The organism is Sinomonas albida (genome assembly GCF_004919045.1).
Lineage (GTDB): Bacteria > Actinomycetota > Actinomycetes > Actinomycetales > Micrococcaceae > Sinomonas > Sinomonas albida.
Genome location: NZ_SWDW01000012.1, coordinates 111,704 through 132,508, shown reverse-complemented (window position 1 = coordinate 132,508; position 20,805 = coordinate 111,704). Strand labels below are relative to the sequence as shown.

Sequence of the window (20,805 nt, the reverse complement as noted above, 5' to 3'; positions counted from 1 at the left end):
CGGCAGCGAGGGATCTCCGGATCACGAGAAAGGGCCCCGCAGCTTCCGCTGCGGGGCCCTTTAGCGCTCGGTCAGGTCAGTGACCCGAGGTCGGTGCCGACTCGATGGCCTCGTGGTGGCCATGAGCGTGTGCTGCCTCGAGCTCAGCCGGAGTGACCGGAGCGACGCGATCCTCGAAGAACCACTGGGAGAACTTCGCACGGCGACGCTCCCGACGGTCCACGACACCCTTCGCATTCGGCTGCGCCGGCAGGACTTCCGGCGAGTCGAACGAGATGAGCCGGTAGCGCTTGTAGGCGTCGAGCGGAGCGTGCACCTCGATGAACTCACCGTGCGGGAGGCGCACGATGCGGCCCGTCTCGCGACCGTGAAGCGCGATCTCGCGGTCCTTCCTCTGGAGGCCGAGCGCGATGCGCTTCGTGACGACGAACGCGATGATCGGGCCGACGAAGAACAGCGCACGCAGCCAGTACGTGACGTCGTTGAGCGCCACGTGGAAGTGGGTCGCGATGAGGTCCGAGCTCGCGGCTGCCCACATGACGCAGTAGAACGTGAACCCGGCCATGCCGATCGCGGTACGCGTCGGAGCGTTGCGCGGGCGGTCGAGCACGTGGTGCTCGCGCTCGTCCTTCGTGATCCAGCGCTCGATCCACGGGTAGATGAACAGCACCGTGAAGACGATCCCGGCAGGGACAAGCGCCGGAAGAAGGACATTGAGCGTGAGCGTCTGCTGCCCGAACACCACGAACTCGAAATGCTGCCGGTAGCCGCCGACCGCGCCGAGTACACCTGGCATCAGGCGCAGAGCACCGTCAACCCAGCCGATGTACCAGTCAGGCTGGGTACCTGCGGACACGGGGGAGGGGTCGTACGGACCGTAGTTCCAGATCGGGTTGATCGTGAAGCCGGCCGCAATGGCCGCGAGCACACCGAAGACGATGAAGAAGAAGCCGCCGGCCTTGGCCGCGTACACCGGGCCGAGCGGGTAGCCGACCACGTTGCGGTCGTTGCGGCCCGGGCCGGGGTACTGCGTGTGCTTGTGTACCACCACGAAGATCAGGTGCAGCGCCACGAGTCCGAGGATCATCGCAGGGATGAGCAGGATGTGGAGCACGTACAGGCGCCCGATGATCGCGTTGCCCGGGAACTCGCCCCCGAAGAGGAAGAACGAGATCCAGGTGCCGATCACCGGAATCGACTTGATGACGCCGTCGATGATGCGGAGGCCGTTGCCCGAGAGCAGATCATCGGGGAGTGAGTAGCCGGTGAAGCCCTCTGCCATGCCGAGGATGAGCAGCACGCCGCCGATCACCCAGTTGATCTCGCGCGGCTTGCGGAACGCTCCCGTGAAGAACACACGGAGCATGTGCACCGACATCGCCGCCACGAAGAGAAGCGCTGCCCAGTGGTGCAGCTGGCGCATGAACAGGCCGCCGCGGACCTCGAACGAGATGTGCAGGGAAGACTGGTACGCGACCGACATGTCCATGCCGCGCAGTGGCACGTACGCACCGCTGTAGGTCGTCTCCGCCATCGACGGGTTGAAGAAGAACGTGAGGAACGTTCCGGACAGCAGGAGGATGATGAAGCAGTACAGCGCCACCTCGCCGAACATGAACGACCAGTGGTCCGGGAAGATCTTGCGGCCGAACTCCCTCGTGACCGACGACAGGCCAGTGCGCTGGTCGACGAAGTCCGCGATACGGCCGACCTTGGTCGGCGGCTGGTAAGTCGGTGATGCGTTGCTCACGAGTACTCACGCTCCCAGTAGCTCGGTCCAACAGGTTCGTGGAAGTCGGACGTGGCCACGAGGTAGCCGTCTGAGTCGACTTCGATCGGCAGCTGGGGGAGCGGGCGGCTCGCCGGGCCGAAGATCACCTGGCACTCGTGCGTGAGGTCGAACGTCGACTGGTGGCACGGGCACAGGAGGTGATGCGTCTGCTGCTCGTAGAGGGCTACGGGACAGCCGACGTGCGTGCAGATCTTCGAGTAGGCAACGATGCCGTTGTAGCTCCAGCTCTCGCGCCCGGGGGAGATGTTGAGGTCCTCGGGGTTGAGGCGCATGAGGAGGACGACAGCCTTCGCCTTCTCATTGAGCTTACCTTCCTTGAGGTCGTTGAGACCCTCCGGGATGACGTGGAACGCCGAACCGATCGTGACGTCGGACGCGCGGATGGGAGTGCCGTCCGGGTCGCGGGTCAAGCGGACCTTCTTGCCCGTCTGGGCGTTCGGAGCCCACATCGTGTGGCGCAGCTTGTCGTTCGCGTTCGGACCAAGGTCGCCGAAGACCGCGAGGGCCGGCAGCGGCGCAAGCGCGAGGGCGCCGATGAGCGTGTTCCGGATGAGCGGACGGCGCTTGATGCCCGTCTCCTCGATGATGTCGTCAACGATGCGGACCGCGGCAGCACGGTCTTCCTCCGTCCGAACCGCATGGCGAGCCTCGGAGACCTCATGATCCGGCATGAGAGCCTTCGCCCAGTGGACGATGCCCGTGCCGATGCCAAGCATCGCGAAGGCCGTGCTGAGACCCAACAGGATGTTCTGCGTCCTGATGGTGTCAATGCTCGAATCGTTCCCGAGATCGATGGCGAAGTACGAGATCAGGAACACGACGGTTCCGATCACGGAGATGACGAACAGTGCCGTCACCTGGCGCTCGGCGCGCTTCGCGGCCTTGGGGTCGGTGTCAGCCAGGCGTGGACGGTGCGGCGGGATCCCTGGATCCTCGAACCGCCCCCCGGCCTGACCAGCCGTAGCTACGGTGCCCCCTTGCTGTGGGGCGCCGTCACTAGGGTTGCCCATATTTCCCCTCATCCTTCCTTGGCCCCGGCGGTCCCGGGGACGATATTCAGATCAATGCCGCGAGGCGGCGGAAATTCGTGGCGTTCAGCCCGTCAGGACGACCGCGAGGTGAGCCAGATCGTGAACGCGATGATCACGCCGAGGCCCGCGACCCAGATGAACAGGCCCTCAGAGACGGGACCAAGCGATCCAAGGTCCGCGCCGCCGGGCGAGCCCTGCTTCTGGATGGTCTGGAGGAACGTGATGATGTCGCGCTTGCCCTCGGGCGAGATGTTCGCGTCGCTGAAGACAGGCATGTTCTGCGGGCCGGTCACCATGGCCTCGTAGATGTTCTGGGCGGGCACGCCATCGAGCGACGGCGCGAACTTGCCTCGCGTGAGTGCTCCACCGGCCGCTGCGGCGTTGTGGCACATGGCGCAGTTGACGCGGAACAGTTCGCCACCGTGCGTCGCGTCACCCTTGCCGTCGAGCATCGACTCGTCGGGGAGCGTCGGGCCGGCGCCGAGGGACGCGACGAAGGCCGCGAGCTGGCGCGTCTGGTCGGCGTTGAACTGCGCCGGCTTGCGCTGGGCCTGCGGCCCCGACATCTGCATCGGCATGCGACCGGTGCTCACCTGGAAGTCAGCGGCCGCGGCGCCCACGCCCACGAGCGACGGCCCCGATGCCGAGCCCTGGCCGTTCATGCCGTGGCAGGTCGCGCAGTTGGCGACGAAGAGCTTCTGGCCCGAACTCACGTCTGAGGCGGTGAAGCCGGAGTCGGCCTTGGCCTGATTGGCCGTGCTGGCCACCGAGTAGAGGACGCCGGTCAAGAGGAGGCCCATGACCAGCAGTGCGACCACTGCCAGCGGATGCCGCCGCTTCTGTGAGAGTGCCTTCACGTAATCGTTCCTATCCGTCTGTTCCGCAGCCCCGAGGGCGCGTGCTCAAAAGTTCTTCTGCCTGCCGCGGGCAGTGGTTACCTGAGGACGTAGATGACCAGGAAGAGCCCGATCCACACGACGTCGACGAAGTGCCAGTAGTACGACGTGACGATCGCGGACGTCGCTTCGAAGTGTCCGAAGCGCTTCGCGGCAAAGGCCCGCCCGATGATGAACAGGAAGGCAATGAGGCCGCCCATCACGTGGAGGCCGTGGAAGCCGGTCGTCATGTAGAAGGCCGAGCCGTACGCGCTCGACGAGAGCGAGACGTGCTCAGACACGAGCATCGTGTACTCGGTGGACTGACCGGCGACGAAGAAGGCACCCATGATGAACGTGAGCACGAACCACTCGACCATGCCCCACTTCGCGAACTGGAAGATGCCTCCACCCCGTCGCGGCTGCAGGCGCTCCGCAGCGAACACACCCATCTGGCAGGTGAACGAGCTTGCCACGAGGACGATCGTGTTCACGAGTGCGTACGGGAAGTTCAGCTTCTCCGTCTCGGTCGCCCAAAGGTCGGGCGATGCTGCGCGGAGGGAGAAGTACATCGCGAACAGACCGGCGAAGAACATCAACTCGCTCGAGAGCCACACAACGGTCCCGACGGAGACCATGTTGGGGCGGTTCAGCGTGGGATGTGCCGGGGTTGTCGGGGCATGAGTCGCTGTCGTCACAAGGACATTATGTCTACAAATGGCGGGTTCGCCCAACGCAAACCGCCTCATCGGGGAACTTTTTCTACAAACCCTCGAAATTCCGCGGAACTCGGGTGGGACGTCATCCGTTCGCCCGTGGGCAGGCTGGTCGATAGCATCAGGGGGTGACCTCTCAGGAACCCGGAGCTACCCTGCCTCACAGCTGGCGCAGTCTGATCGGAGCGCTCGTGAAGGGCGAGCACCTCACGCGCGAGCAGACCGCCTGGGCCATGGACACGATCATGGGCGGCAACGCGACGGACGCGCAGATCGCCGGCTTCCTCGTGGGGCTCAAGGCCAAGGGCGAGACAGTCGAGGAGCTCACGGGGCTCGTGGACGTCATGATCGCCCGTGCCACGCCGATCACGATCCCGGGCGAGAAGCTCGACATCGTGGGAACGGGCGGCGACCAGCAGAACACCGTCAACATTTCGAGCACCGCGGCCCTGGTGCTCGCAGGGGCCGGTGCGCGGGTGGTCAAGCACGGCAACCGCGCGGCGTCGTCGTCGGCGGGGTCTGCGGACGTGCTCGAGGCGCTCGGCGTGCGGCTCGATCTGAGCGTAGAGCGCGTCGGGGCCAGCGCGGAGGAGTGCGGGATCACGTTCTGCTTCGCCCAGGTGTTCCACCCCTCGTTCCGGCACACCGCGGTGCCGCGCCGAGAGCTCTCGATCCCCACTGCGTTCAACATCCTCGGGCCGCTCACCAATCCCGCGCACGTCCAGGCCTCCGCCGTGGGCGCAGCGGACTCGCGAATGGCGCCGCTCATCGCGGGCGTCTTGGCGGACCGCGGGAGCCGTGGGCTCGTATTCCGCGGCGACGACGGGCTCGATGAACTCACCGTGACCACGACCTCACGGCTCTGGGAGGTCCGTGGCGGCCGCGTGGAGGAGTCGGTCCTCGACCCTGCGGATCTCGGCATTCCCCGCGCGACTCTCGATGACCTTCGGGGCGGCGACGCGCAGCACAACGCAGGCGCCGTGCGCCGCGTGCTCGCGGGGGAGAAGGGCCCCATCCGGGATGCGGTCGTGCTCAATGCCGCGGCCGGCCTCGTCGCGTTTGACCTCACTGCGGACGGCCCACTCCTCGGTCGGCTCGCCCTCGCGAAGGAGCGCGCCGAACACGCGATCGACTCGGGCGCAGCAGCGAGGGCCCTGCAGGCTTGGGTCGACTTCAGCCGTTCCTAGGCACGGCGCACCCCAGCGCGGCGCATGCGCCCGGGTGGGAGCCTACTCGAGGCCTATGGAGAACGCGGCCTCAAGGTCGTGGCGCGAATAGGAACGGAACGCGATGTGCGTGGTCGTCTCGACGACGCCGTCGACCTTCGAAAGATGGTCGGCGACCACGTCCGCGAGCTCCTCGTGCTGCTGGACGCGGGCAATCGCGATGAGATCCCACTCACCCGTCACCGAGTAGACCTCGCTGATCCCGGGGATGCCCGAGATCTTCTCCGCCGCCTCCGGAATCTTGTCAGATTCCGTCTTGATGAAGACGAATGCCGTGATCATGGTCCTCCGATCGGTGTGTGCTGCAGCACCACCCTATAGCGGACGGGACGTGCGTGGCGGCCTAGGAACTGCGGGCGGCCCTGCGGATCAGGTAGGCGACGGCGCGCCAGCCAAGGAAGGCCACTCCCAGCACGCTCGCCGCGACCACGAGGAACGGCACCGCGAGACCCGCGCCGCTCACACCGCGCAGGATCATCCCGATCAGATAGGTCCCGAGCCACACGGTGACGCCCGCCGGCCAGACCCGCAGAGCGCGCCGGTGGACGAGCGGGAGCGCCCACGCCGCCACTAGCCCGACAAGGAACGGCCATGCCGTGAGCAGGACGCCGACAATTGGGTTGCCCTCGCCGTGGAACTCCCGCCCGGTCGCCGCAAACGCGAGGACCACGACGGCGTCCCCCACCAGCGGGAGGATCGAGCTGCGGACACGGCTGGTCGCCTGAGGTGCATTCGTGGTCATGGGTCAAGCCTACGAGCCCAATCTGGACGTTCCCGACGGCGAATCTGCCTCGGGCTCTTCACCACGGCGCCGCTCCGGGGCAGAATCCGGAGAGTCGAGGCTCATCACCCAACGCACCGAGGAGAGACCATGCCGGACATCGTCCCCTGTCTGTGGTTCGACACCGAAGCCGAAGAAGCGGCCAACTTCTACGTCTCGATCTTCCCCAACTCGAAAGTCACCAACGTCGACTACTACGGCGAGGCCGGCCCCCGTCCGGCTGGAACAGTCATCACCGCCTCCTTCGAATTGGACGGCAAGCCGTTCCTTGGACTCAACGGCGGCCCCGAGTTCACGTTCTCCGAGGCGGTCTCGATGCAGGTCTTCTGCGCGGACCAGGCCGAGGTCGACCACTATTGGAACGCCCTCACGGACGGCGGCGTGGAGAGCCAATGCGGCTGGCTCAAGGACCGCTTCGGCTTCTCGTGGCAGATCGTGCCCACGCGGCTCACCGAGCTGCTCCAGGATCCCGACGCGGGGCGGGCGCAGCGCGCCATGGGCGCGATGCTCCAGATGAACAAGATCGTCATCGCCGACCTCGAGGCCGCGGCGGACGCCGTCGGCTGAGCCGAGCGAAGAGCACGCCACTGTAGAAGCACGCCACTGTCGAAAAACGGCGCACCCGATCGTCCAGTAGGTGAGGGCCAACCACGGCCCCACCGAAACAGGAGGCGAAAAGCCATGACCCAGTACCTCGTCAGCATGTATCAGCCCGACGGCATCGTGCCGCCCCCCGAGGTCCTCGGACCGATCATGGAAAAGATCGGGGCCTTCAACGAGGATCTCCAGGCCGCGGGTGCCTGGGTCTTCGGGAATGGCCTGCTCGACCCCTCGTCGGCCACCGTCCTCAAGCTCGACGGCGGCGAGGTTCTCGTGACGGACGGCCCGTACCTCGAGGGCAAGGAGCATCTCGGAGGCTTCGACATCCTCGACTGCCCGGACCTGGACGCGGCGCTCGTCTGGGGCCGGCGCCTCGCGGAGATCACGGGGCTGCCCATCGAAGTGAGGCCGTTCGCTCCCGCCCGTGGCTGACGTCCCGGATCCTGCAGACTCCGTCGCGGCCGTGTTCCGAGAGGAATACGGCCGCGCGGTGTCGGTCGTGCTCCGTACCACGCGCGATCTCGGGTTGGCTGAGGAGGCAGTCCAGGAGGCGTTCGCGGCGGCCGCGGAACGCTGGCCGGCGGAGGGCCTGCCTGAGCAGCCCGGCGCGTGGATCATCACGACGGCGCGGCGCCGCGCCGTCGACCGTTTCCGTCGGGACGCTGCGAGAGGCGAGAAGGAGGCGCAGGCTGCGCTCGTGCGCACTGAGGCCGAGCCCGAGCCGGACGTCTTCGGAGACGATCGCCTCAAGCTCCTCTTCGCGTGCTGCCATCCCGCGCTCTCGATGCCGGCGCGGGTCGCGCTCGCGCTGCGGGTCCTCGGTGGGCTCACGACGGCGCAGATCGCCTCCGCTTTCCTGGTCCCCGAGGCAACGATGGGGCAGCGGATCTCGCGGGCCAAGGCAAAGATCCGGGACGCGGCTATCCCGTACCGGGTACCGTCCGCGACCGAGCTGCCCGAGAGGCTCTCAGGAGTGCTCGCCGTGGTGTACCTCATCTACAACGAGGGGTATTCGGCCGGACTCGGGGCGCCCGCGGAGAGATCGGGCCTCTGCGCGGAGGCGCTGAGGCTGGCCCGCACGGCCTCTCGACTGCTCCCGGAGGAGCCCGAGGCCGCCGGCCTGCTCGCCCTCCTGGTGCTTTCGGAGTCTCGCCGCCCGGCCCGGTCCGGGGCCGGCGGCTCACTGATCCCCTTGGGCTCGCAGGACCGGGCGCTGTGGGTTCCGGAGCTCATTGCCGAGGGGCTCGCCATTGTCCGCCGGTGTCTGCAGCTCGGGCGGCTCGGCCCGTATCAGCTGCAGGCCGCGATCCAGGCCGTGCACAGCGTCGCCTCCTCCGCGGACCAGACGGATTGGGGACGGATCGTCCGCCTCTACGACCTGCTGCTCGCGGCGGCCCCGAGCCCGATCGTGCGCCTGAATCGGGCCGTCGCGGTCGCCGAGGTCGAGGGGCCGGGCGCTGCGCTCGTCCTCATCGACGCATTGGGGCTCCGCGGATACCACGTGTACCACGCGGTGCGGGCCGATCTCCTGCGGAGGCTAGGGCGCGTGGACGAGGCGGCGGACGAATACTCCGAGGCGGCGCGCCTCGCGCCGAGCGTGGGGGAGCGCACCCTGCTCGAGGCCAGACGCCGCGCGCTTGGCTCTCCCTGAGGCGCGCGCCGGTGCCATCCGGTCCGCAAGGGCCAGTGCCCACATCACCACGAGGGCCGTGATGAGGGCCGCCGCGACGTGGGCCACCACAAGGAGGTGGATGTCCATCTGGTCCGCGGCCTGCGTGGCACCCGACGACGGCACCGGCGAGGCGCCGTGGTGGTGTCCAGACGACGGGAACAGGGGAGCGTTGGCCCCGGCCAGGGCCGTGAAGACGAGATGAAGGAGCTGCTGGACCACGGCGCTGCCAACGCCGAGGGACCAGCTGGGCAGGCGCAGTCGGGCGGCCGCGGCAGCGGCCAGGCTCACGAGCACGACGACGGCCAGGACAACTGCGGCGGGCGGGGCAGCGCCCCCCGAGGCGATGTGGGCAGCGAGGCCAAGGACGACGGCGGTGGGCCCAGCCGCGAGGGCGGCCGCCCCAGAGCGACGGCGGAGCTGACTGCTCACGATCATCATGCGTGCTGTTCGGAGCCCGAGCGGAGTCGGATTGGTGCGTTTACAGCGACGAGGGAACCAGAAGCCGAGGGGACCGCAAACAGGCGGAGGAAGCTACAGCGTCGGGGAGCCCGGAGCCCGGTGGAGGTCGATGAGGAGCGCGGCCATCTTGCGGGCGCGCTCGGCCGCGTGGCCGTCTCCCTCGGCTGCCGCGACGATCGCTCCCTTGAGGAGGATGTGGCAGGACCACGCGAAGTCCTCGGGATCGCGAAGTCCCGCCGCGGTCGCGAGGGCCGCCATCTGGCTTCGGGTCCGAGCGAGGTAATCGATGCTCGCCCGCCCCAGCGGATGGTCGGGGCCCATCTCCATCATGACGTGGAGGAACGAGCTGACCTCGGCGGCGCCCTGCCGGAACCAGTCGTTGAAGACGTCGAAGATCGCCAGGAGCGCGGCATCGCCGACGTCCCCGCGGCGCGCCACGGCGGCATCGACAGCAGCACTTCGCGCTTCATACCACCGGTCCAGGTACGCGAGTGCCAGCTCGTCCTTGGACCTAAAGTGCTTGTAGAACGTTGCCTTGGCGACGCCCGACCGCGCGATGAGCTCGTCGCCGCCGACGTCCTTGATGCCTCGCCGGGCGAAGAGCTCGTACGACGTCGCGAGGATCCTTTCGCGCGCGCCGACGGGTGGCCCGGCGACTGCTGGCGCGGCGGCGCCGGATGCAGAAGCGGCGGACGCGGCGATGGCTGGCCCGACTGGCTGGTCTACGGCATGTGGATCCACAACGACATCATAGAAGGATCGCCGCGTAGACAGAACGGTCTGTCTACGTCTACTGTCCGGAATATGGCTGAAATCGGAACCGCCGAGGCCCCGGGGAACCCGGCACAGGCACCATCCATCAACGAAACCGTTGATATCCAGGCGCGCTGGATCCTCAGGCACGTGCTCGACACCCCGGGCCTGGGGGAGCAGTCCAAAGAGCGGCTCCGTGAGCTCGTCGCCACCTATGAAGGCCATCCCGAGCGGGCACTCCTTGAGCACCTGAGGGAGATGCGCAGGGCCGAGTCGGAGCCGCCCGCCTGAGATTCGCGGCGCCGGACCTGACCGCGGTCAATCGCCCACGGAACGGACCAAGGCGTCGAGAATGGGCATCTGTCCCGCGACAAGGAGCTTTCGAGCCTCGCTTTCGGCCACCCATTCCGCACGGTCGATCTCCGGAAAGCTCTGCATCCTTCCCGAGCCCTTCGGCCATTCCAGCTCGAACGTATTGCTCCGGACCTCGTTCGGCGCGAACTCGGCTTCCCCAAAGAAGACGGCGATGACCTTGCCCGAGGGCTGCCGGAACTCCCCGAGCGACCGATAGTCGGCTGCGGGCGGCGGCGAGCCGATCTCCTCCGTGAACTCGCGAACCGCGGCGGCGAACGGGTCCTCGTCGGCCCCGTACTCGCCCTTGGGAATGGACCAGGCGCGCAGCTGCTTCGTGGCCCAGAACGGCCCGCCCATGTGAGCTATCCAGACGTCCAGGGCCGACGCGTGGGTGCGGCGGTACAGGAGGAGACCCGCGCTGCGAACGGCCATGCACTCAGGCTACGACGTCCGTGGTATCCGCGGCGGCCGCTCTTTGCGGAGGAAGCGGGCGACGGCGCCGGACTCACCGAAGCGTCGGCGATCCGCACCAGGTCGCCAGTGCTTGAGTGAGCCCGGGATCGTCCGTGCTTCCGCTTCCGCTTCCGCTTCCGCTTCCGACCCAGGCGACGTGACCGTCGGGCCGGATCAGCACCGCCGGGGGAGCGGTGACCTCGCCGAGCACCGGGAGCTCCCACCGCCCGCTGTACTCGGCGTCGACCAGGCGGACCCGATCCGTCCTGGGCACCAGGTCGAAGCGGCCCGGCGTCCCGAAGTTCAGGAGCACGGGCCGCGCCCTGTGGAGCAGAGCGAAGACGCTCGTCGCCCCGCCCGCCGTCGCCAGGTCGAGATCCGGCATCCGGCGCCCCACCAGCGGATGCCCTTCGCCGAGGTCGTAGTGGATATCCAGCCCCGCGATCATCCCTGCGAAGCGCTTCCGCGGTTCATCCAAGCCGAGGAGGTCTGCCATCAATCCCCGCAGCGCGTCGATTCGCGCGTCACTTCGTGCGAGCGTGGTTTGTGCCATGGTGTTCTGCAGCACGCGCGCGGCGACCGGGTGCCGCTCGGAGTGGTAGGTGTCGAGCAGGCTCTCCGGCGACGTGCCGTCCACCACCTGGGCTAGCTTCCAGCCGAGGTTCACGGCGTCCTGCACGCCGAGGTTGAGCCCCTGGCCGCCCACCGGATAGTGCACGTGGGCCGCATCGCCGGCCAGAAGGACCCGACCCCTGCGGTAGCTCGCCGCTTGCCGCGTCGCGTCGGTGAACCGGGAGATCCAGGCCGCGCTGCGCAGCCCGAAGTCGGTGCCCCAGACCGCCGTGACGGCTCGTCGCACGTCATCGAGGGTGGGTCGACTTGTCTGCCCCGCGTAGCGCTCGGTCACCACGAGCCCCACGCCCTTCCCATCCTCGAGCGGGCCCAGTGCCTGCGTCCCATTCTCGTCGTGCCGCATGCCCCACGCAGGCTCCTCACTCATCTCGACCTCGGCGATGAGCGAACTGACCGACGGCTCCCAGCCGGGAAATCCGATCCCCGCAGACTTGCGGATCTGGCTGCGCCCGCCGTCGCAGCCCACTACAAAGGCGGCCCTCAGCGGACGGCCGTCTGAAAGCTCAAGGACGACGCCGCCGTCGTCCTCTGCGTATCCCGTCACCTCCCGCTCCCGGGCCACGGGCACGCCCAGCTCCTCGACCCAGTTCGCGAGAATGCGCTCGAAGCGGTTCTGCATGAGCGCGAGGCCGTAATTGCGGCGGGTGGGGAAGTCGCTGAGGTCCAGACGCACACCCGCGAAACTCTGGATCTGAAGGGGCTGGCCCTCGCTGACGAAGCGGTCGGCGATGCCCCGCTGGTCCAGCACCTCGATGGTGCGAGAGTGCAGCCCCCGGGCGCGCGTTCCCTCCACCTCCTGGTTGGTGCGGCGCTCGACTATTTCGACATCGATCCCAGCCAACGCGAGTTCACCGGCGAGCATGAGCCCTGTCGGACCTCCGCCGACGATCGCCACGGCCCGTTCGTCTACCCTTGACCCCACGTGCATTTCGGCCCTCCGTCCGCCGTCCTGGGCCCAGTCCGCAGAACGCACACCCAGCATTGTGGGCCCACAAGGGGGCCTTGCGGGAAGCCCCGTCGGCTCCGATAGTCTGGTTCTGGCGGGGCGTTGTCCGCCTCCCGCGGCTGGATTCTTAGAGGGTTCTTAGAATCCGCCGCTCACGATGGGACCATGCACAGAGATCCCCACGGCACCCGCTCGTCACGCCTCGCACCGGCTAGGCAGGGACGCCGGGGACGGCTCGTCGACACCCGCACCAGATGGGGAAAGCTCATTGCCTTCCTCGGCATTAGCGCGGTGTGCGGGGTGCTCGTGGCGGGCCTGATCACTCCAGCAGTCGCGCTGGGTGAGTCTGCCGCCAACGGCTCGGCGCAGCTCTTCAACGGCCTACCGAGCGAGCTCAAGGTGACTCCGCCGAGCCAGGTGACGCGCGTGCTCGCGGCCGACGGGTCCCAGATCGCGACCCTGTTCACCGAGAACCGCGTGAACGTCCCGCTCGACCAGATGTCTGGGAGCATCAAGAACGCGATTGTTGCGATCGAGGACTACCGGTTCTACCAGCATGGGGGCGTTGATCCCGTGGGCATCCTCCGGGCGCTCACCACGAATGCCGATGGCGGCCACCAGGGTGCGTCGACCCTCACGCAGCAGTACGTCACGAACGCGCTCAACGAGAATCTCGCGGCCGAGGGCAAGAGCGCGGATCTCGTCTTCAACGGGCAGAAGGGCGTCAGCGACAAGCTCCGCGAGATGAAGCTCGCCATCGGCTTGGAGAAGCAGATGAGCAAGGACCAGATCCTTCAGGGCTACCTCAACATCGTCCCGTTCTCGGGCAACGCGTACGGCATCCAGGCCGCGAGCCAGTACTTCTTCTCCGTCGATGCGAAGGATCTCAGCCTGCCACAGGCGGCGCTCCTCGCCGGGCTCGTCAACGGGCCGAGCTACTACGACCCCTCGGTGTATCCCGACCGTGCTGTCTCCCGCCGGAACCTCGTCCTCGACGCGATGCTCCAGCACGGCTACATCAACCAGCAGCAGCACGACGACGCCGTCAAGACGCCGCTCCAGCTCAAGCTCAACCCGCCCCAGCAGGGCTGCCAGTACGCATCACAGGCCCCCTACTGCTGCGACTACGTGATCCATCAAATTGAGAACGATCCGGCCTACGGAACGACGACACAGGATCGCATCGACAGGATCATGACCGGCGGACTGACCATCAAGACGACCCTCGACCCCCGCCTCCAGGGCCCGGCCCAGACCCAGGTGGATGCGACAACCGGTACGAACCCGGACAAGTGGGGCACGGCCCTGGTGACCGTCCAGCCCGGCACCGGCAAGATCATCGCGATGGCCCAGAACTCGCGCAAGGTCGCCGGGCAGGGGACTGATTTCGTCTCCGACTACAACTTCAATGTGGATACCTCCGACGCCAACGGCAACGCGCTCGGAGGGGTCGGGGGAATGCAGCCTGGGTCCACCATGAAGCCGGTGACCCTCGCGGCGTGGCTCAGCGAGGGCAAGCCGACGAACCAGATCGTCGACGCGTCGAAGCGGCGCTATGCCCCCGGATATCCGTGGAAGACCACGTGCAGCCCCGTGAGCGGATCGTTCGACAGCGCCGTGTCCGGCTCGACCGACCTGCAGAACGACGACGACCTGCACTACCGGCCGATGACGGTCCGGGAGGGCATCTACAACTCGATCAACACGGCGACCTTCGCGTCCCTCGCGGGGCTGAACGACTTCTGCGACGTCCAGCGCGCCGCCGACGCGATGGGCCTCCACCTCGGCGACGGTGGGAACAAGAAGATCGACCTCTCGGTCCTCGGCAACATCCTGGGCAGCCAGAACGTCGCGCCGCTCACCATGGCGAACGCGTTCGCGACGTTCGCTGCCGACGGCACGTACTGCACGCCGATTTCAATCTCCGAGGTCGACGATTCTCAAGGCCAGAAGATCGGCGGCCAGGCGCCGTCGTGCCAGCAGAACGCGCTCAACCCCGACGTCGCCAAGGCGGCCACGAATGTCCTCCAGGACGTCCTGACTAAAGGTTCCGGCCTGCTCATCCCGCAGAAGCTCGGCGTTCCCGCGGCCGCCAAGACCGGAACCAACCAGTACAACAACCAGACGTGGGTGGTCGGATACACGCGCGGCCTCGCGACGGCTTCGTTCTTCGGCGACGCGTTCAATGGCAGCGATGCCCACCCGGGGCAGAACGTCTGGATCAACGGCAAGCACTATGACTCCGTCGACGGCGCCTACATCGCGGGCCCCCAGTGGGCCGCGTACATGCAGCAGGTTGCGGGCCTCTACGACCACCGCGATTTCGACGCGCCGCCCCAGAACCTCATTTCAGGCTCGACGTCCTCCTACCAGTCGCAGGGCACCACTCCGTCTCCCGGCACTCAGCTGGGCACGACCCCTGCAACACCCGCGGCACCATCTAGCCCCAGTCCCACTCCGCCGGCCGCGACCACGAAGAAGAACGGCAGGGGATAGGCGGTCCCCGGCAAGCGGCTGCGGTAGCCTCCTGCTGAGGCAAAGCGCATCAACCTAGCCGAATTTGGAGTGCAACGTGTCCTACGCCGTGGATTTCACGACCGTCTCGACGGTCGGTCTCGAATCGTCGCCCGTCGCGCCAGCACTCGCGGGCCTCAGGGCGAACGAAGCCCGCTATTTCAAGAACAAGTACGACCACGTCTTCACCGTGGACCCCGCGAGCGACGCGCAGGAGACGGTCGACTGGGTTCACCGGATCCTCAAGGAAGAACGGGACATCGTCATTTCGTCCCCGCCCCTCGAGGCCACCGCGTTCCAGGTGGACAACATCCGCATGGCCTATGTCTTCTATCAGAACGGCCTGTCGATCAACGTCATGTACACGATCGACGACGGCGGCAAGCGCGCGGCCGGGTTCAAACTGTCCGATGGGATGGAGATCCCCGAGGAGCTCGCCACCAAGTTCAAGTTCGCGAGGCAGAACTCGAAGCTGGCAGGAACCATCCGCGGCTCGTTCTTCGTGATCAAGAACGAATACTGACGCGGGGAAGCGGCTACGCCAACGGCGTCAGTCGAGCACAGAGATGATCGGAGCCGTCGACACGGAGTCTAGGGGCCCAGAGGCACCCAGATCTCTTCTACTGGCACCCCTGCGTATCAGGATCGGGCGTATTCTTCCGCTCCTGACACAGTCAGCAACCCGTCAACCGATTCGGTAGCAACGGTGTGCCATTACGATGCGACCGACGCGGCGCCACGGATATGGGCTTAACATCTCGTCGAACAGCCAACGGGCAACTCCGTGATAGTCGTAGATGCCACCGCTGCGGAACTCGACCCGAAGAATCTGGGCGACCTCGTCGTAGCCGACCCGCTCTACGTTGGTCGAGACAACTGGGGTCATGGTCATGATTCAGTCCTTTGCTGGATGTAACTTGGTTGATAACTGCGGACGAGGTCCCTGCCGAGGCTTAGATCCCTCGACCTGATGGACGAAAAGGGCCATCGGCCAAGCAGCAGCGTGATGCCCAGCCCCGCCCGGCGTAAGCAGGGAATCGGGACTCCGGCGACTCATCCGTGGTTTGAAGGCTCGTAGGCGGCGGTCTCACCGCACGGCAAGAACCGCCGCCCGTGGCTAACGCACTAGGGGGTGGCCTTCTCGTAGCTCATGCCCGGCCCAGGCGCCGGGGGAAAGGAGACTCCGCGCAAACGAGGCGGGACCAACCGGTATGCCGACCGTTCGGGTAGAGGATGTGATACCTGGTGGTTGCCGGACACTTATGTCCGGGCTTGAAACGGGCACGCACTGTGTAGTTCTCCGTCCAGTTCGATTACGAAAACTGACGGCGTGTCCGGCACCCGAGCTTTGGCTCAGGCCACCCGCGGAGGTAAGCTCCCAACATCCCCGCCAAAGGATATTGAAGGCCCCCGGACACGTTCGCCATCTCGGCAAGGACGTTCTTGGGGCTTTCTCTTTCCCGGCCTAGCCTCGGTGAATCCGATACTACATGTTGTGATCTGCCCCGATGCGGGCCCCAAGATGATGTATTACAGGCCTGTCATTCACTCGGCACTCGGCCCAAGCCAGCCGCACAGGATGCAAACCCCGAAAACCGCGAAATCACGCCGTTCGTCGGGCCCTCCTCGACTCGCACGGGACGTCGAGTGTCGTCAGAAAATTTCTTCAACGTCTTTTACTCTTCGGCGTGTCGCGGCCGGGTGTCGTCCCCAGATGGGGAATATTCTGGCGGGTTGGGCAGATGTACGGACCCGAGCAGGCATGGAGCAAGGAAGCAGTAGCCGATGAACGAATCCATCGTTCCCGTGGTCCCTCATCCCTCACGCCCTACCGTTGACGGCTGATATCGGCATAACGCGCCCATGGCTCTGCCGCGGCGTTGGCGTGGAGGAACGCGACTTGGTAGCTGTAGCCGAGTGCGTCGGCGACCAGTGGCGGAGGCATTTGGGTGACGAGGTCGTCGAGTGCCCGGTTGCGGGCGCCCGTGAGCTGGATGCCGAGGGAGCGGAGCCGGTCCATGATGCTGTTCGGGTGCAGGTGGTGGCCGGCGCGGGTTCCGGGGAAGAGCCATGGGCTCTCGGCGACGCCGGTGCGGAGGTTGGGCCGAGCCTTCAGGTGGTCCAGGAGCAGTTCGGCGAACGGTGCCGGGACGGGGACGGGACGGGCTCCGAAGGCGATGGCGGTCTGGGCCGTGGCCGGGTCGATGCTGATCGCGTCGGTGCGGAGAGCTGCGACGCGGACGAGGGGCTGGGCGTAGAGCAGGAGCAGGATGCCTGCGACGCGGTAGGGGCGGGATTCGCTGCCGCCGGTGAGGAGTTCCCGGAGCCAGGCGAGCCGCTGGTCCTGGGCGAGGGTGGGGCGTGTCCGGGCGGTGTAGTGGCCGACCTCGACGCTGGTGTTGAGCCTGGTGTTGCGGGCGAAGACGAAGAAGGTCCGGATCTGCTTGCGCGTGGTGGGGCCGTCTGCCCTCCATTCGTCCACGTCCTGCTGGGTGCAGGTCGCGGCGGTGCGCTCGTGGGTGTCCCAGAGCCATTGGAGGAACTTGGCGGTCTCGGTGATCTCCTGCTTGGCGGAGTGGACCGGGCCCCGTGCGGGGGCGTCCGGCGTGGCGGTGGATCGGATGCGCTTGAGGTGGTGCCATTTGGCGAAGTGCTCGACGGGTCTGGCGACCTCGGGCGCCAGGGGACGGAGCTTGTCCTCGATCCATATCTCGAAGCGGGCCAGATACGGGTCCCGGTAGGGAAGGAGGCCGTGGTGGACCAGGAGGGCCCTGAGGTGGTCGACGGCGCGCCCGGCCGTCTGGATGTGGTCGTCGAGGCCTTCGTGGGTCAGCGGGGTATTCCCGGTCGAGATGGCGGCCAGGAGCGTCTGGACTGTGGGGGAGCGCTTCCAGGTGATGATGCTCTCCGGGCGCTCGGCCTTGCAGAGGACGTCGACGAGTCGGCCTATCGCCACCGGGTCCGCGGGATCGGCGAGGAGCATGGCCGTGAGGTCGTCGCGGAGGGCGCAGCGGGCGCAGGTTCCGCGCCGGTAGGACTCGCCCTCGTTCCCGCAGCGGGAGCAGCGGAAGTCGTGGGGGATGTCGGCGCATTCGGCGCAGCGGGGTCCGCCCTCGGGGTGGGGCGGGCCGGGGAGGAGGCGGTGCTGGGCGCAGTCGGGGCAGGCGCCGTGGGTTCGGGTGGCGACGGTGAAGCAGGGGCCGCAGACTTTTCCCTCCGGCCACCTCGCCCGGGCTTTGCCGGCGCTGCGGCGGCAGCGGGCGCAGACATCGGTGCCTGTGGTGCGGGGCCGGCCGCGGGTGGTGTTGCGTGGGCTGAGGCCTGCGGGTTCACTCACTGTCGTCGATGATGCGGGCGCGGCGTGGGCGGGCGGCGCGGTTGAGGTCGACGACGTTGGGGGAGCTGGCGGTCCCGGTCCTGCGGGCCTTCACGTCCGCTGCGGTGACGGTGATGAGGTCCTCTGGGCCGCAGGAGAAGATGTCGCAGATCGCGGAGATCAGCTGCAGGGCGACGCGTTCGGGCTTCTGGTTCACGAGCCGGTAGACCTGGGGGCGCGAGAGGACGATCCCGCGCTCGGCGAGCAGCGGGATGAGGTCGGTGGTGTTGTGCAGGCCGCGGGCGGCCATCAGCTCCGCGAGCCGCCAGCGGTACTCTACCTGCCGCTTCACCAAGTGCCTCCCGGGTTCCCGAGGGCTTCCTCGACGGTCCGCTCGAGCCCGGCCCGCAGGGTCTTGGCGCGGAAGTCGTCGCTGACGAACTGGTAGATGCCGGTGGTGGAGGCATGCTCGTGGCCTATCTGATACTGCACGAACCTAGGATCCCATCCATCCTCGAGAAGATGGGTCGCATACGACCTCCGCAGAGAATGCAGGTCCAGGCCGTCGGCGGGGATCCCGAGCTCGTCGACGTAGCGGCGCAGCCGCCGCAGCAGGGTGGACTCCGAGATAAGTCCGCCGCGTTCGCTGGGGAACAGGTCGAGCGTATCGAGGGTGCCGCGGCCGTTGGCGAGCCAGTCCTCGAAGATCCCGGGGGTCCAGTCGAAGACCGTCAGCACGCTGCGGGGCTTGGGAGGGGAGGCCCTGCGGGACTTGCCGAAGCGGACCTTGCAGACCCCGAACTTCCCGAACCGGCGGGCGTGGGGGTTGGTGGCGAAGTCCACGGCCTGCAGGTGCCGCAGCTCGTTGAACCGCAGGCCGTAGGAGTAGGCGGCCTTGAGCATGACCGCGTCCCGGTAGGCCGACTGCCATCCCTTGTTCCCGGAGGCGGCGGCGCGTTCGACCTCGTCGTCGGCGTGGTCGAAGAGCATCTGCAGCTCCCGTCGCGTGAAGGGGCGCTTCGCAGGCCTGCCCTCGAACTCCTGCACGTGCGGGGCGGTGTTCCACTCGAAGAACACCTGGGCCGGGTGGGTGCCGAAGAGCTCCTCGCAGCGCCGGTCCCAGCCGTAGTCGGGGTTGGCGATGTAGGAGGTGAACGCCCTCAGGGCGGACTGCTGGGCCCGGACCGAGGAGTGCGAGAGGCGCTTGATCGAGCGCAGGTCGCCGAAGTACTCCTCGACATGGGCCGGCGTCCAGTTCCACGGGAACTCGTTCATGTGGCCCACGAACCGGCGCACGTAGCGGATCCGCTGGGCGATCGTGTCGAACTGGAGGTTGCGCGAGAGCTGCTGGTTGCGCCACCCGTCCAGCATCTCCTTGAAGGTGTGCTGCTCGGGGTGCAGCAGCGGGACCGACCCCGCCACGACCAGCACCCGGCCCGACCGGTCCACACCCAATTTTCCGCCTCCAGACTCCGCTCAACAAACGAATCAATGATTCATCAGATGCAACATCAAGGCAAATTCCCACGTCAGAGGCCGGTTCTCGAGCCGAACCACGCCGCAGCCCGCCCTCGTGCGGAAGCCGTTCCGAGTCGGGGATCAGGGGCGGGACCGGGCTCCGATCCGCGCAGATCCGGGCGTCCAACGCCCGGTCCGCGTCAGCACTGGGCGAGGGGGCCGCGTGATTCATCAGATGAAATACGCAGACTGTTACTTGACATAATGCAGATTATCGGCGATTGACCAGGACGGTTCGGAGCAGCGCGCCACAGTCTCACGAATAACACTCTCTGCCGGTTGGTCGGCTCGGTGTTAGCCTGCCATCGCGGGAAGGAGCCCACTCATGACGTTCCGTGATCTGCACTTCCAGGACAGCCCACTGCTGCTACCCAACGCCTGGGACGTCGGCTCGGCGATAGCGTTCGCCGCGGCAGGCTTCCCGGCAATCGGCACGACGAGTTTCGGCGTGAATGCGGCGAGCGGGCGCCCCGACGCCGAGGGCGCGAGCCGAGATGCGACCGCCGCGTTGGTCGAGCAGCTCCGGGCCTTGCCCACCTACATTTCCGCCGACATCGAGAACGGGTACAGTGACGACCCGGCTGAGGTCGCCGCACTCGTCGCTGGGCTCAGCCCAGACGGCGTGAATATTGAGGATTCCGCTGGCGGCCGACTTGTCGACCCAGCGATCCCGGCCGCGAAGATTCGCGCGATCAAACAGGCCGCCCCGGACGTGTTCGTCAACGCCCGAGTGGACTCCTACTGGTTTCACGAGGACGACACTGTCGGTGCTGTCCTGGATCGGGCGAAGGCGTACGCAGATGCGGGCGCCGATTGCATCTTCCTGCCCGGTGCTGCAGACCCCGCGACATTGGAGCAGCTGACCGCGGCCATCCAGCTTCCGGTCAACGTGCTGGCCGTATCAGGCCTGACCCTGATTGATCTGTGGAACCTCGGCGTGCGGCGGGTCAGCACCGGGTCACTGCCGTACCGTGCCGCCATCGACGCCGCGGTAAATGTCGCCACGGCACTCCGAGACGGTCGCGACATCCCTTCCGCGACGTCCTATGCCGAGTCGCAGCAGCGACTCCTCGACTTCGCGCTGCGCGCGGATTCAGACTGACCACTGCATAGGTCCCTCGTGAACCCGTGAGGGATGAGTCAGACTCCCCCGCTGTCGTCGTCGT

Annotated in this window: 22 protein-coding genes; 8 read left to right on the top strand and 14 right to left on the bottom strand. The window is 67.0% G+C overall.

Translation table 11 applies throughout. The annotated features are described in order from the left end of the window. Window positions 1-76: 76 nt before the first annotated feature. From qcrB to ctaE, 4 genes are all read right to left on the bottom strand, one after another. Window positions 77-1,750, bottom strand: a complete 1,674-nt coding sequence (qcrB, locus tag E6A26_RS13235; RefSeq protein WP_136611661.1) for a cytochrome bc1 complex cytochrome b subunit — start codon at window positions 1,748-1,750, stop codon at window positions 77-79. After that, complete coding sequence (qcrA, locus tag E6A26_RS13230) at window positions 1,747-2,802, bottom strand: cytochrome bc1 complex Rieske iron-sulfur subunit (RefSeq protein WP_136611660.1); 1,056 nt, start codon at window positions 2,800-2,802, stop codon at window positions 1,747-1,749. Before qcrA ends, qcrB begins: the two co-directional genes overlap by 4 nt. A 92-nt stretch (window positions 2,803-2,894) precedes the next feature. Further along, window positions 2,895-3,680 (bottom strand): cytochrome bc1 complex diheme cytochrome c subunit, encoded by a 786-nt coding sequence (gene qcrC / locus E6A26_RS13225; RefSeq protein ID WP_136611659.1) that lies wholly within the window; start codon window positions 3,678-3,680, stop codon window positions 2,895-2,897. Between the two features lie 77 nt (window positions 3,681-3,757). Next, complete coding sequence (gene ctaE / locus E6A26_RS13220) at window positions 3,758-4,396, bottom strand: aa3-type cytochrome oxidase subunit III (protein ID WP_234865483.1); 639 nt, start codon at window positions 4,394-4,396, stop codon at window positions 3,758-3,760. 146 nt (window positions 4,397-4,542) lie between these two features. Between ctaE and trpD the strand changes: the two genes are divergently transcribed. Further along, the gene (gene trpD, locus E6A26_RS13215) at window positions 4,543-5,601 is read left to right on the top strand and encodes an anthranilate phosphoribosyltransferase (RefSeq protein WP_136611658.1); all 1,059 of its coding nucleotides are present in this window, start codon (window positions 4,543-4,545) and stop codon (window positions 5,599-5,601) included. A 42-nt stretch (window positions 5,602-5,643) separates the two neighbouring features. Here trpD and E6A26_RS13210 read toward each other — a convergent pair whose 3' ends face one another. Together E6A26_RS13210 and E6A26_RS13205 are read right to left on the bottom strand one after the other, a co-directional pair. Beyond that, complete coding sequence (locus E6A26_RS13210; RefSeq protein ID WP_136611657.1) at window positions 5,644-5,922, bottom strand: Lrp/AsnC family transcriptional regulator; 279 nt, start codon at window positions 5,920-5,922, stop codon at window positions 5,644-5,646. A 61-nt stretch (window positions 5,923-5,983) separates the two neighbouring features. Continuing rightward, entirely contained in the window at window positions 5,984-6,382 is a 399-nt protein-coding gene (locus tag E6A26_RS13205; RefSeq protein WP_136611656.1) for a DUF3054 domain-containing protein, read from the bottom strand. A 129-nt stretch (window positions 6,383-6,511) separates the two neighbouring features. On the opposite strand from E6A26_RS13205, the gene E6A26_RS13200 reads away from it, so the two are divergent. The 3 genes from E6A26_RS13200 (at window position 6,512) to E6A26_RS13190 (ending at window position 8,672) form a co-directional block, all read left to right on the top strand. Continuing rightward, window positions 6,512-6,988 (top strand): VOC family protein, encoded by a 477-nt coding sequence (locus E6A26_RS13200; protein ID WP_136611655.1) that lies wholly within the window; start codon window positions 6,512-6,514, stop codon window positions 6,986-6,988. A 114-nt stretch (window positions 6,989-7,102) separates the two neighbouring features. Then, on the top strand, window positions 7,103-7,453 hold the full coding sequence (locus tag E6A26_RS13195; RefSeq protein ID WP_136611654.1) for a YciI family protein: 351 nt from the start codon (window positions 7,103-7,105) through the stop codon (window positions 7,451-7,453). Beyond that, window positions 7,446-8,672 (top strand): RNA polymerase sigma factor, encoded by a 1,227-nt coding sequence (locus tag E6A26_RS13190; protein WP_211129129.1) that lies wholly within the window; start codon window positions 7,446-7,448, stop codon window positions 8,670-8,672. Before E6A26_RS13195 ends, E6A26_RS13190 begins: the two co-directional genes overlap by 8 nt. On the opposite strand, the gene E6A26_RS13185 is transcribed toward E6A26_RS13190, so the two are convergent. Next, the gene (locus E6A26_RS13185) at window positions 8,559-9,122 is read right to left on the bottom strand and encodes a hypothetical protein (RefSeq protein WP_136611653.1); all 564 of its coding nucleotides are present in this window, start codon (window positions 9,120-9,122) and stop codon (window positions 8,559-8,561) included. The two genes, E6A26_RS13190 and E6A26_RS13185, sit on opposite strands and share 114 nt — an antisense overlap. Before the next feature lie 102 nt (window positions 9,123-9,224). Further along, window positions 9,225-9,893, bottom strand: a complete 669-nt coding sequence (locus E6A26_RS13180; RefSeq protein WP_234865480.1) for a TetR/AcrR family transcriptional regulator — start codon at window positions 9,891-9,893, stop codon at window positions 9,225-9,227. Window positions 9,894-9,956: 63 nt separating this feature from the next. Here E6A26_RS13180 and E6A26_RS17955 point away from each other — a divergent pair, with 63 nt between their 5' ends. Further along, window positions 9,957-10,196: a hypothetical protein gene (locus E6A26_RS17955; protein WP_234865478.1), complete on the top strand. Its 240-nt coding sequence runs from the start codon at window positions 9,957-9,959 to the stop codon at window positions 10,194-10,196. Window positions 10,197-10,223: 27 nt separating this feature from the next. On the opposite strand, the gene E6A26_RS13175 is transcribed toward E6A26_RS17955, so the two are convergent. Together E6A26_RS13175 and E6A26_RS13170 are read right to left on the bottom strand one after the other, a co-directional pair. After that, entirely contained in the window at window positions 10,224-10,691 is a 468-nt protein-coding gene (locus E6A26_RS13175; RefSeq protein WP_136611651.1) for an NUDIX domain-containing protein, read from the bottom strand. Window positions 10,692-10,764: 73 nt separating this feature from the next. Continuing rightward, on the bottom strand, window positions 10,765-12,318 hold the full coding sequence (locus E6A26_RS13170) for an FAD-dependent monooxygenase (RefSeq protein WP_234865476.1): 1,554 nt from the start codon (window positions 12,316-12,318) through the stop codon (window positions 10,765-10,767). A 138-nt stretch (window positions 12,319-12,456) separates the two neighbouring features. On the opposite strand from E6A26_RS13170, the gene E6A26_RS13165 reads away from it, so the two are divergent. Continuing rightward, window positions 12,457-14,787: a transglycosylase domain-containing protein gene (locus E6A26_RS13165; protein WP_136611650.1), complete on the top strand. Its 2,331-nt coding sequence runs from the start codon at window positions 12,457-12,459 to the stop codon at window positions 14,785-14,787. A gap of 76 nt (window positions 14,788-14,863) precedes the next feature. Next, window positions 14,864-15,328 carry a phage tail protein gene (locus tag E6A26_RS13160; RefSeq protein ID WP_136611649.1) on the top strand — a complete coding sequence of 155 codons (465 nt, stop codon included), beginning with the start codon at window positions 14,864-14,866 and terminating at the stop codon, window positions 15,326-15,328. 162 nt (window positions 15,329-15,490) lie between these two features. Here the strand turns inward: E6A26_RS13160 and E6A26_RS13155 are convergent, their stop codons facing one another. From E6A26_RS13155 to E6A26_RS13140, 4 genes are all read right to left on the bottom strand, one after another. Further along, the gene (locus E6A26_RS13155; RefSeq protein WP_136611648.1) at window positions 15,491-15,697 is read right to left on the bottom strand and encodes a KTSC domain-containing protein; all 207 of its coding nucleotides are present in this window, start codon (window positions 15,695-15,697) and stop codon (window positions 15,491-15,493) included. 936 nt (window positions 15,698-16,633) lie between these two features. Beyond that, window positions 16,634-18,142, bottom strand: coding sequence for a recombinase XerD (locus E6A26_RS13150; protein ID WP_136611647.1), 1,509 nt, complete (start codon window positions 18,140-18,142; stop codon window positions 16,634-16,636). Further along, window positions 18,135-18,473, bottom strand: coding sequence for a helix-turn-helix domain-containing protein (locus tag E6A26_RS13145; protein ID WP_136611646.1), 339 nt, complete (start codon window positions 18,471-18,473; stop codon window positions 18,135-18,137). The genes E6A26_RS13150 and E6A26_RS13145 overlap by 8 nt, the downstream gene beginning before the upstream one ends. After that, window positions 18,470-19,576, bottom strand: a complete 1,107-nt coding sequence (locus tag E6A26_RS13140) for a tyrosine-type recombinase/integrase (RefSeq protein WP_136611645.1) — start codon at window positions 19,574-19,576, stop codon at window positions 18,470-18,472. Before E6A26_RS13140 ends, E6A26_RS13145 begins: the two co-directional genes overlap by 4 nt. A 388-nt stretch (window positions 19,577-19,964) precedes the next feature. Here E6A26_RS13140 and E6A26_RS13135 point away from each other — a divergent pair, with 388 nt between their 5' ends. Next, window positions 19,965-20,741: an isocitrate lyase/PEP mutase family protein gene (locus E6A26_RS13135; RefSeq protein WP_136611644.1), complete on the top strand. Its 777-nt coding sequence runs from the start codon at window positions 19,965-19,967 to the stop codon at window positions 20,739-20,741. Window positions 20,742-20,805 lie beyond the last annotated feature (64 nt).

Excerpts from the sequence above, each read along its gene's own strand:
- qcrA (WP_136611660.1), bottom strand. The coding sequence starts at position 2,802 with ATGGGCAACCCTAGTGACGGCGCCCCACAGCAAGGGGGCACCGTAGCT.
- E6A26_RS13210 (WP_136611657.1), bottom strand. The coding sequence starts at position 5,922 with ATGATCACGGCATTCGTCTTCATCAAGACGGAATCTGACAAGATTCCG.
- E6A26_RS13205 (WP_136611656.1), bottom strand. The coding sequence starts at position 6,382 with ATGACCACGAATGCACCTCAGGCGACCAGCCGTGTCCGCAGCTCGATC.
- E6A26_RS13200 (WP_136611655.1), top strand. The coding sequence starts at position 6,512 with ATGCCGGACATCGTCCCCTGTCTGTGGTTCGACACCGAAGCCGAAGAA.
- E6A26_RS13195 (WP_136611654.1), top strand. The coding sequence starts at position 7,103 with ATGACCCAGTACCTCGTCAGCATGTATCAGCCCGACGGCATCGTGCCG.
- E6A26_RS17955 (WP_234865478.1), top strand. The coding sequence starts at position 9,957 with ATGGCTGAAATCGGAACCGCCGAGGCCCCGGGGAACCCGGCACAGGCA.
- E6A26_RS13175 (WP_136611651.1), bottom strand. The coding sequence starts at position 10,691 with ATGGCCGTTCGCAGCGCGGGTCTCCTCCTGTACCGCCGCACCCACGCG.
- E6A26_RS13165 (WP_136611650.1), top strand. The coding sequence starts at position 12,457 with ATGCACAGAGATCCCCACGGCACCCGCTCGTCACGCCTCGCACCGGCT.
- E6A26_RS13155 (WP_136611648.1), bottom strand. The coding sequence starts at position 15,697 with ATGACCATGACCCCAGTTGTCTCGACCAACGTAGAGCGGGTCGGCTAC.
- E6A26_RS13135 (WP_136611644.1), top strand. The coding sequence starts at position 19,965 with ATGACGTTCCGTGATCTGCACTTCCAGGACAGCCCACTGCTGCTACCC.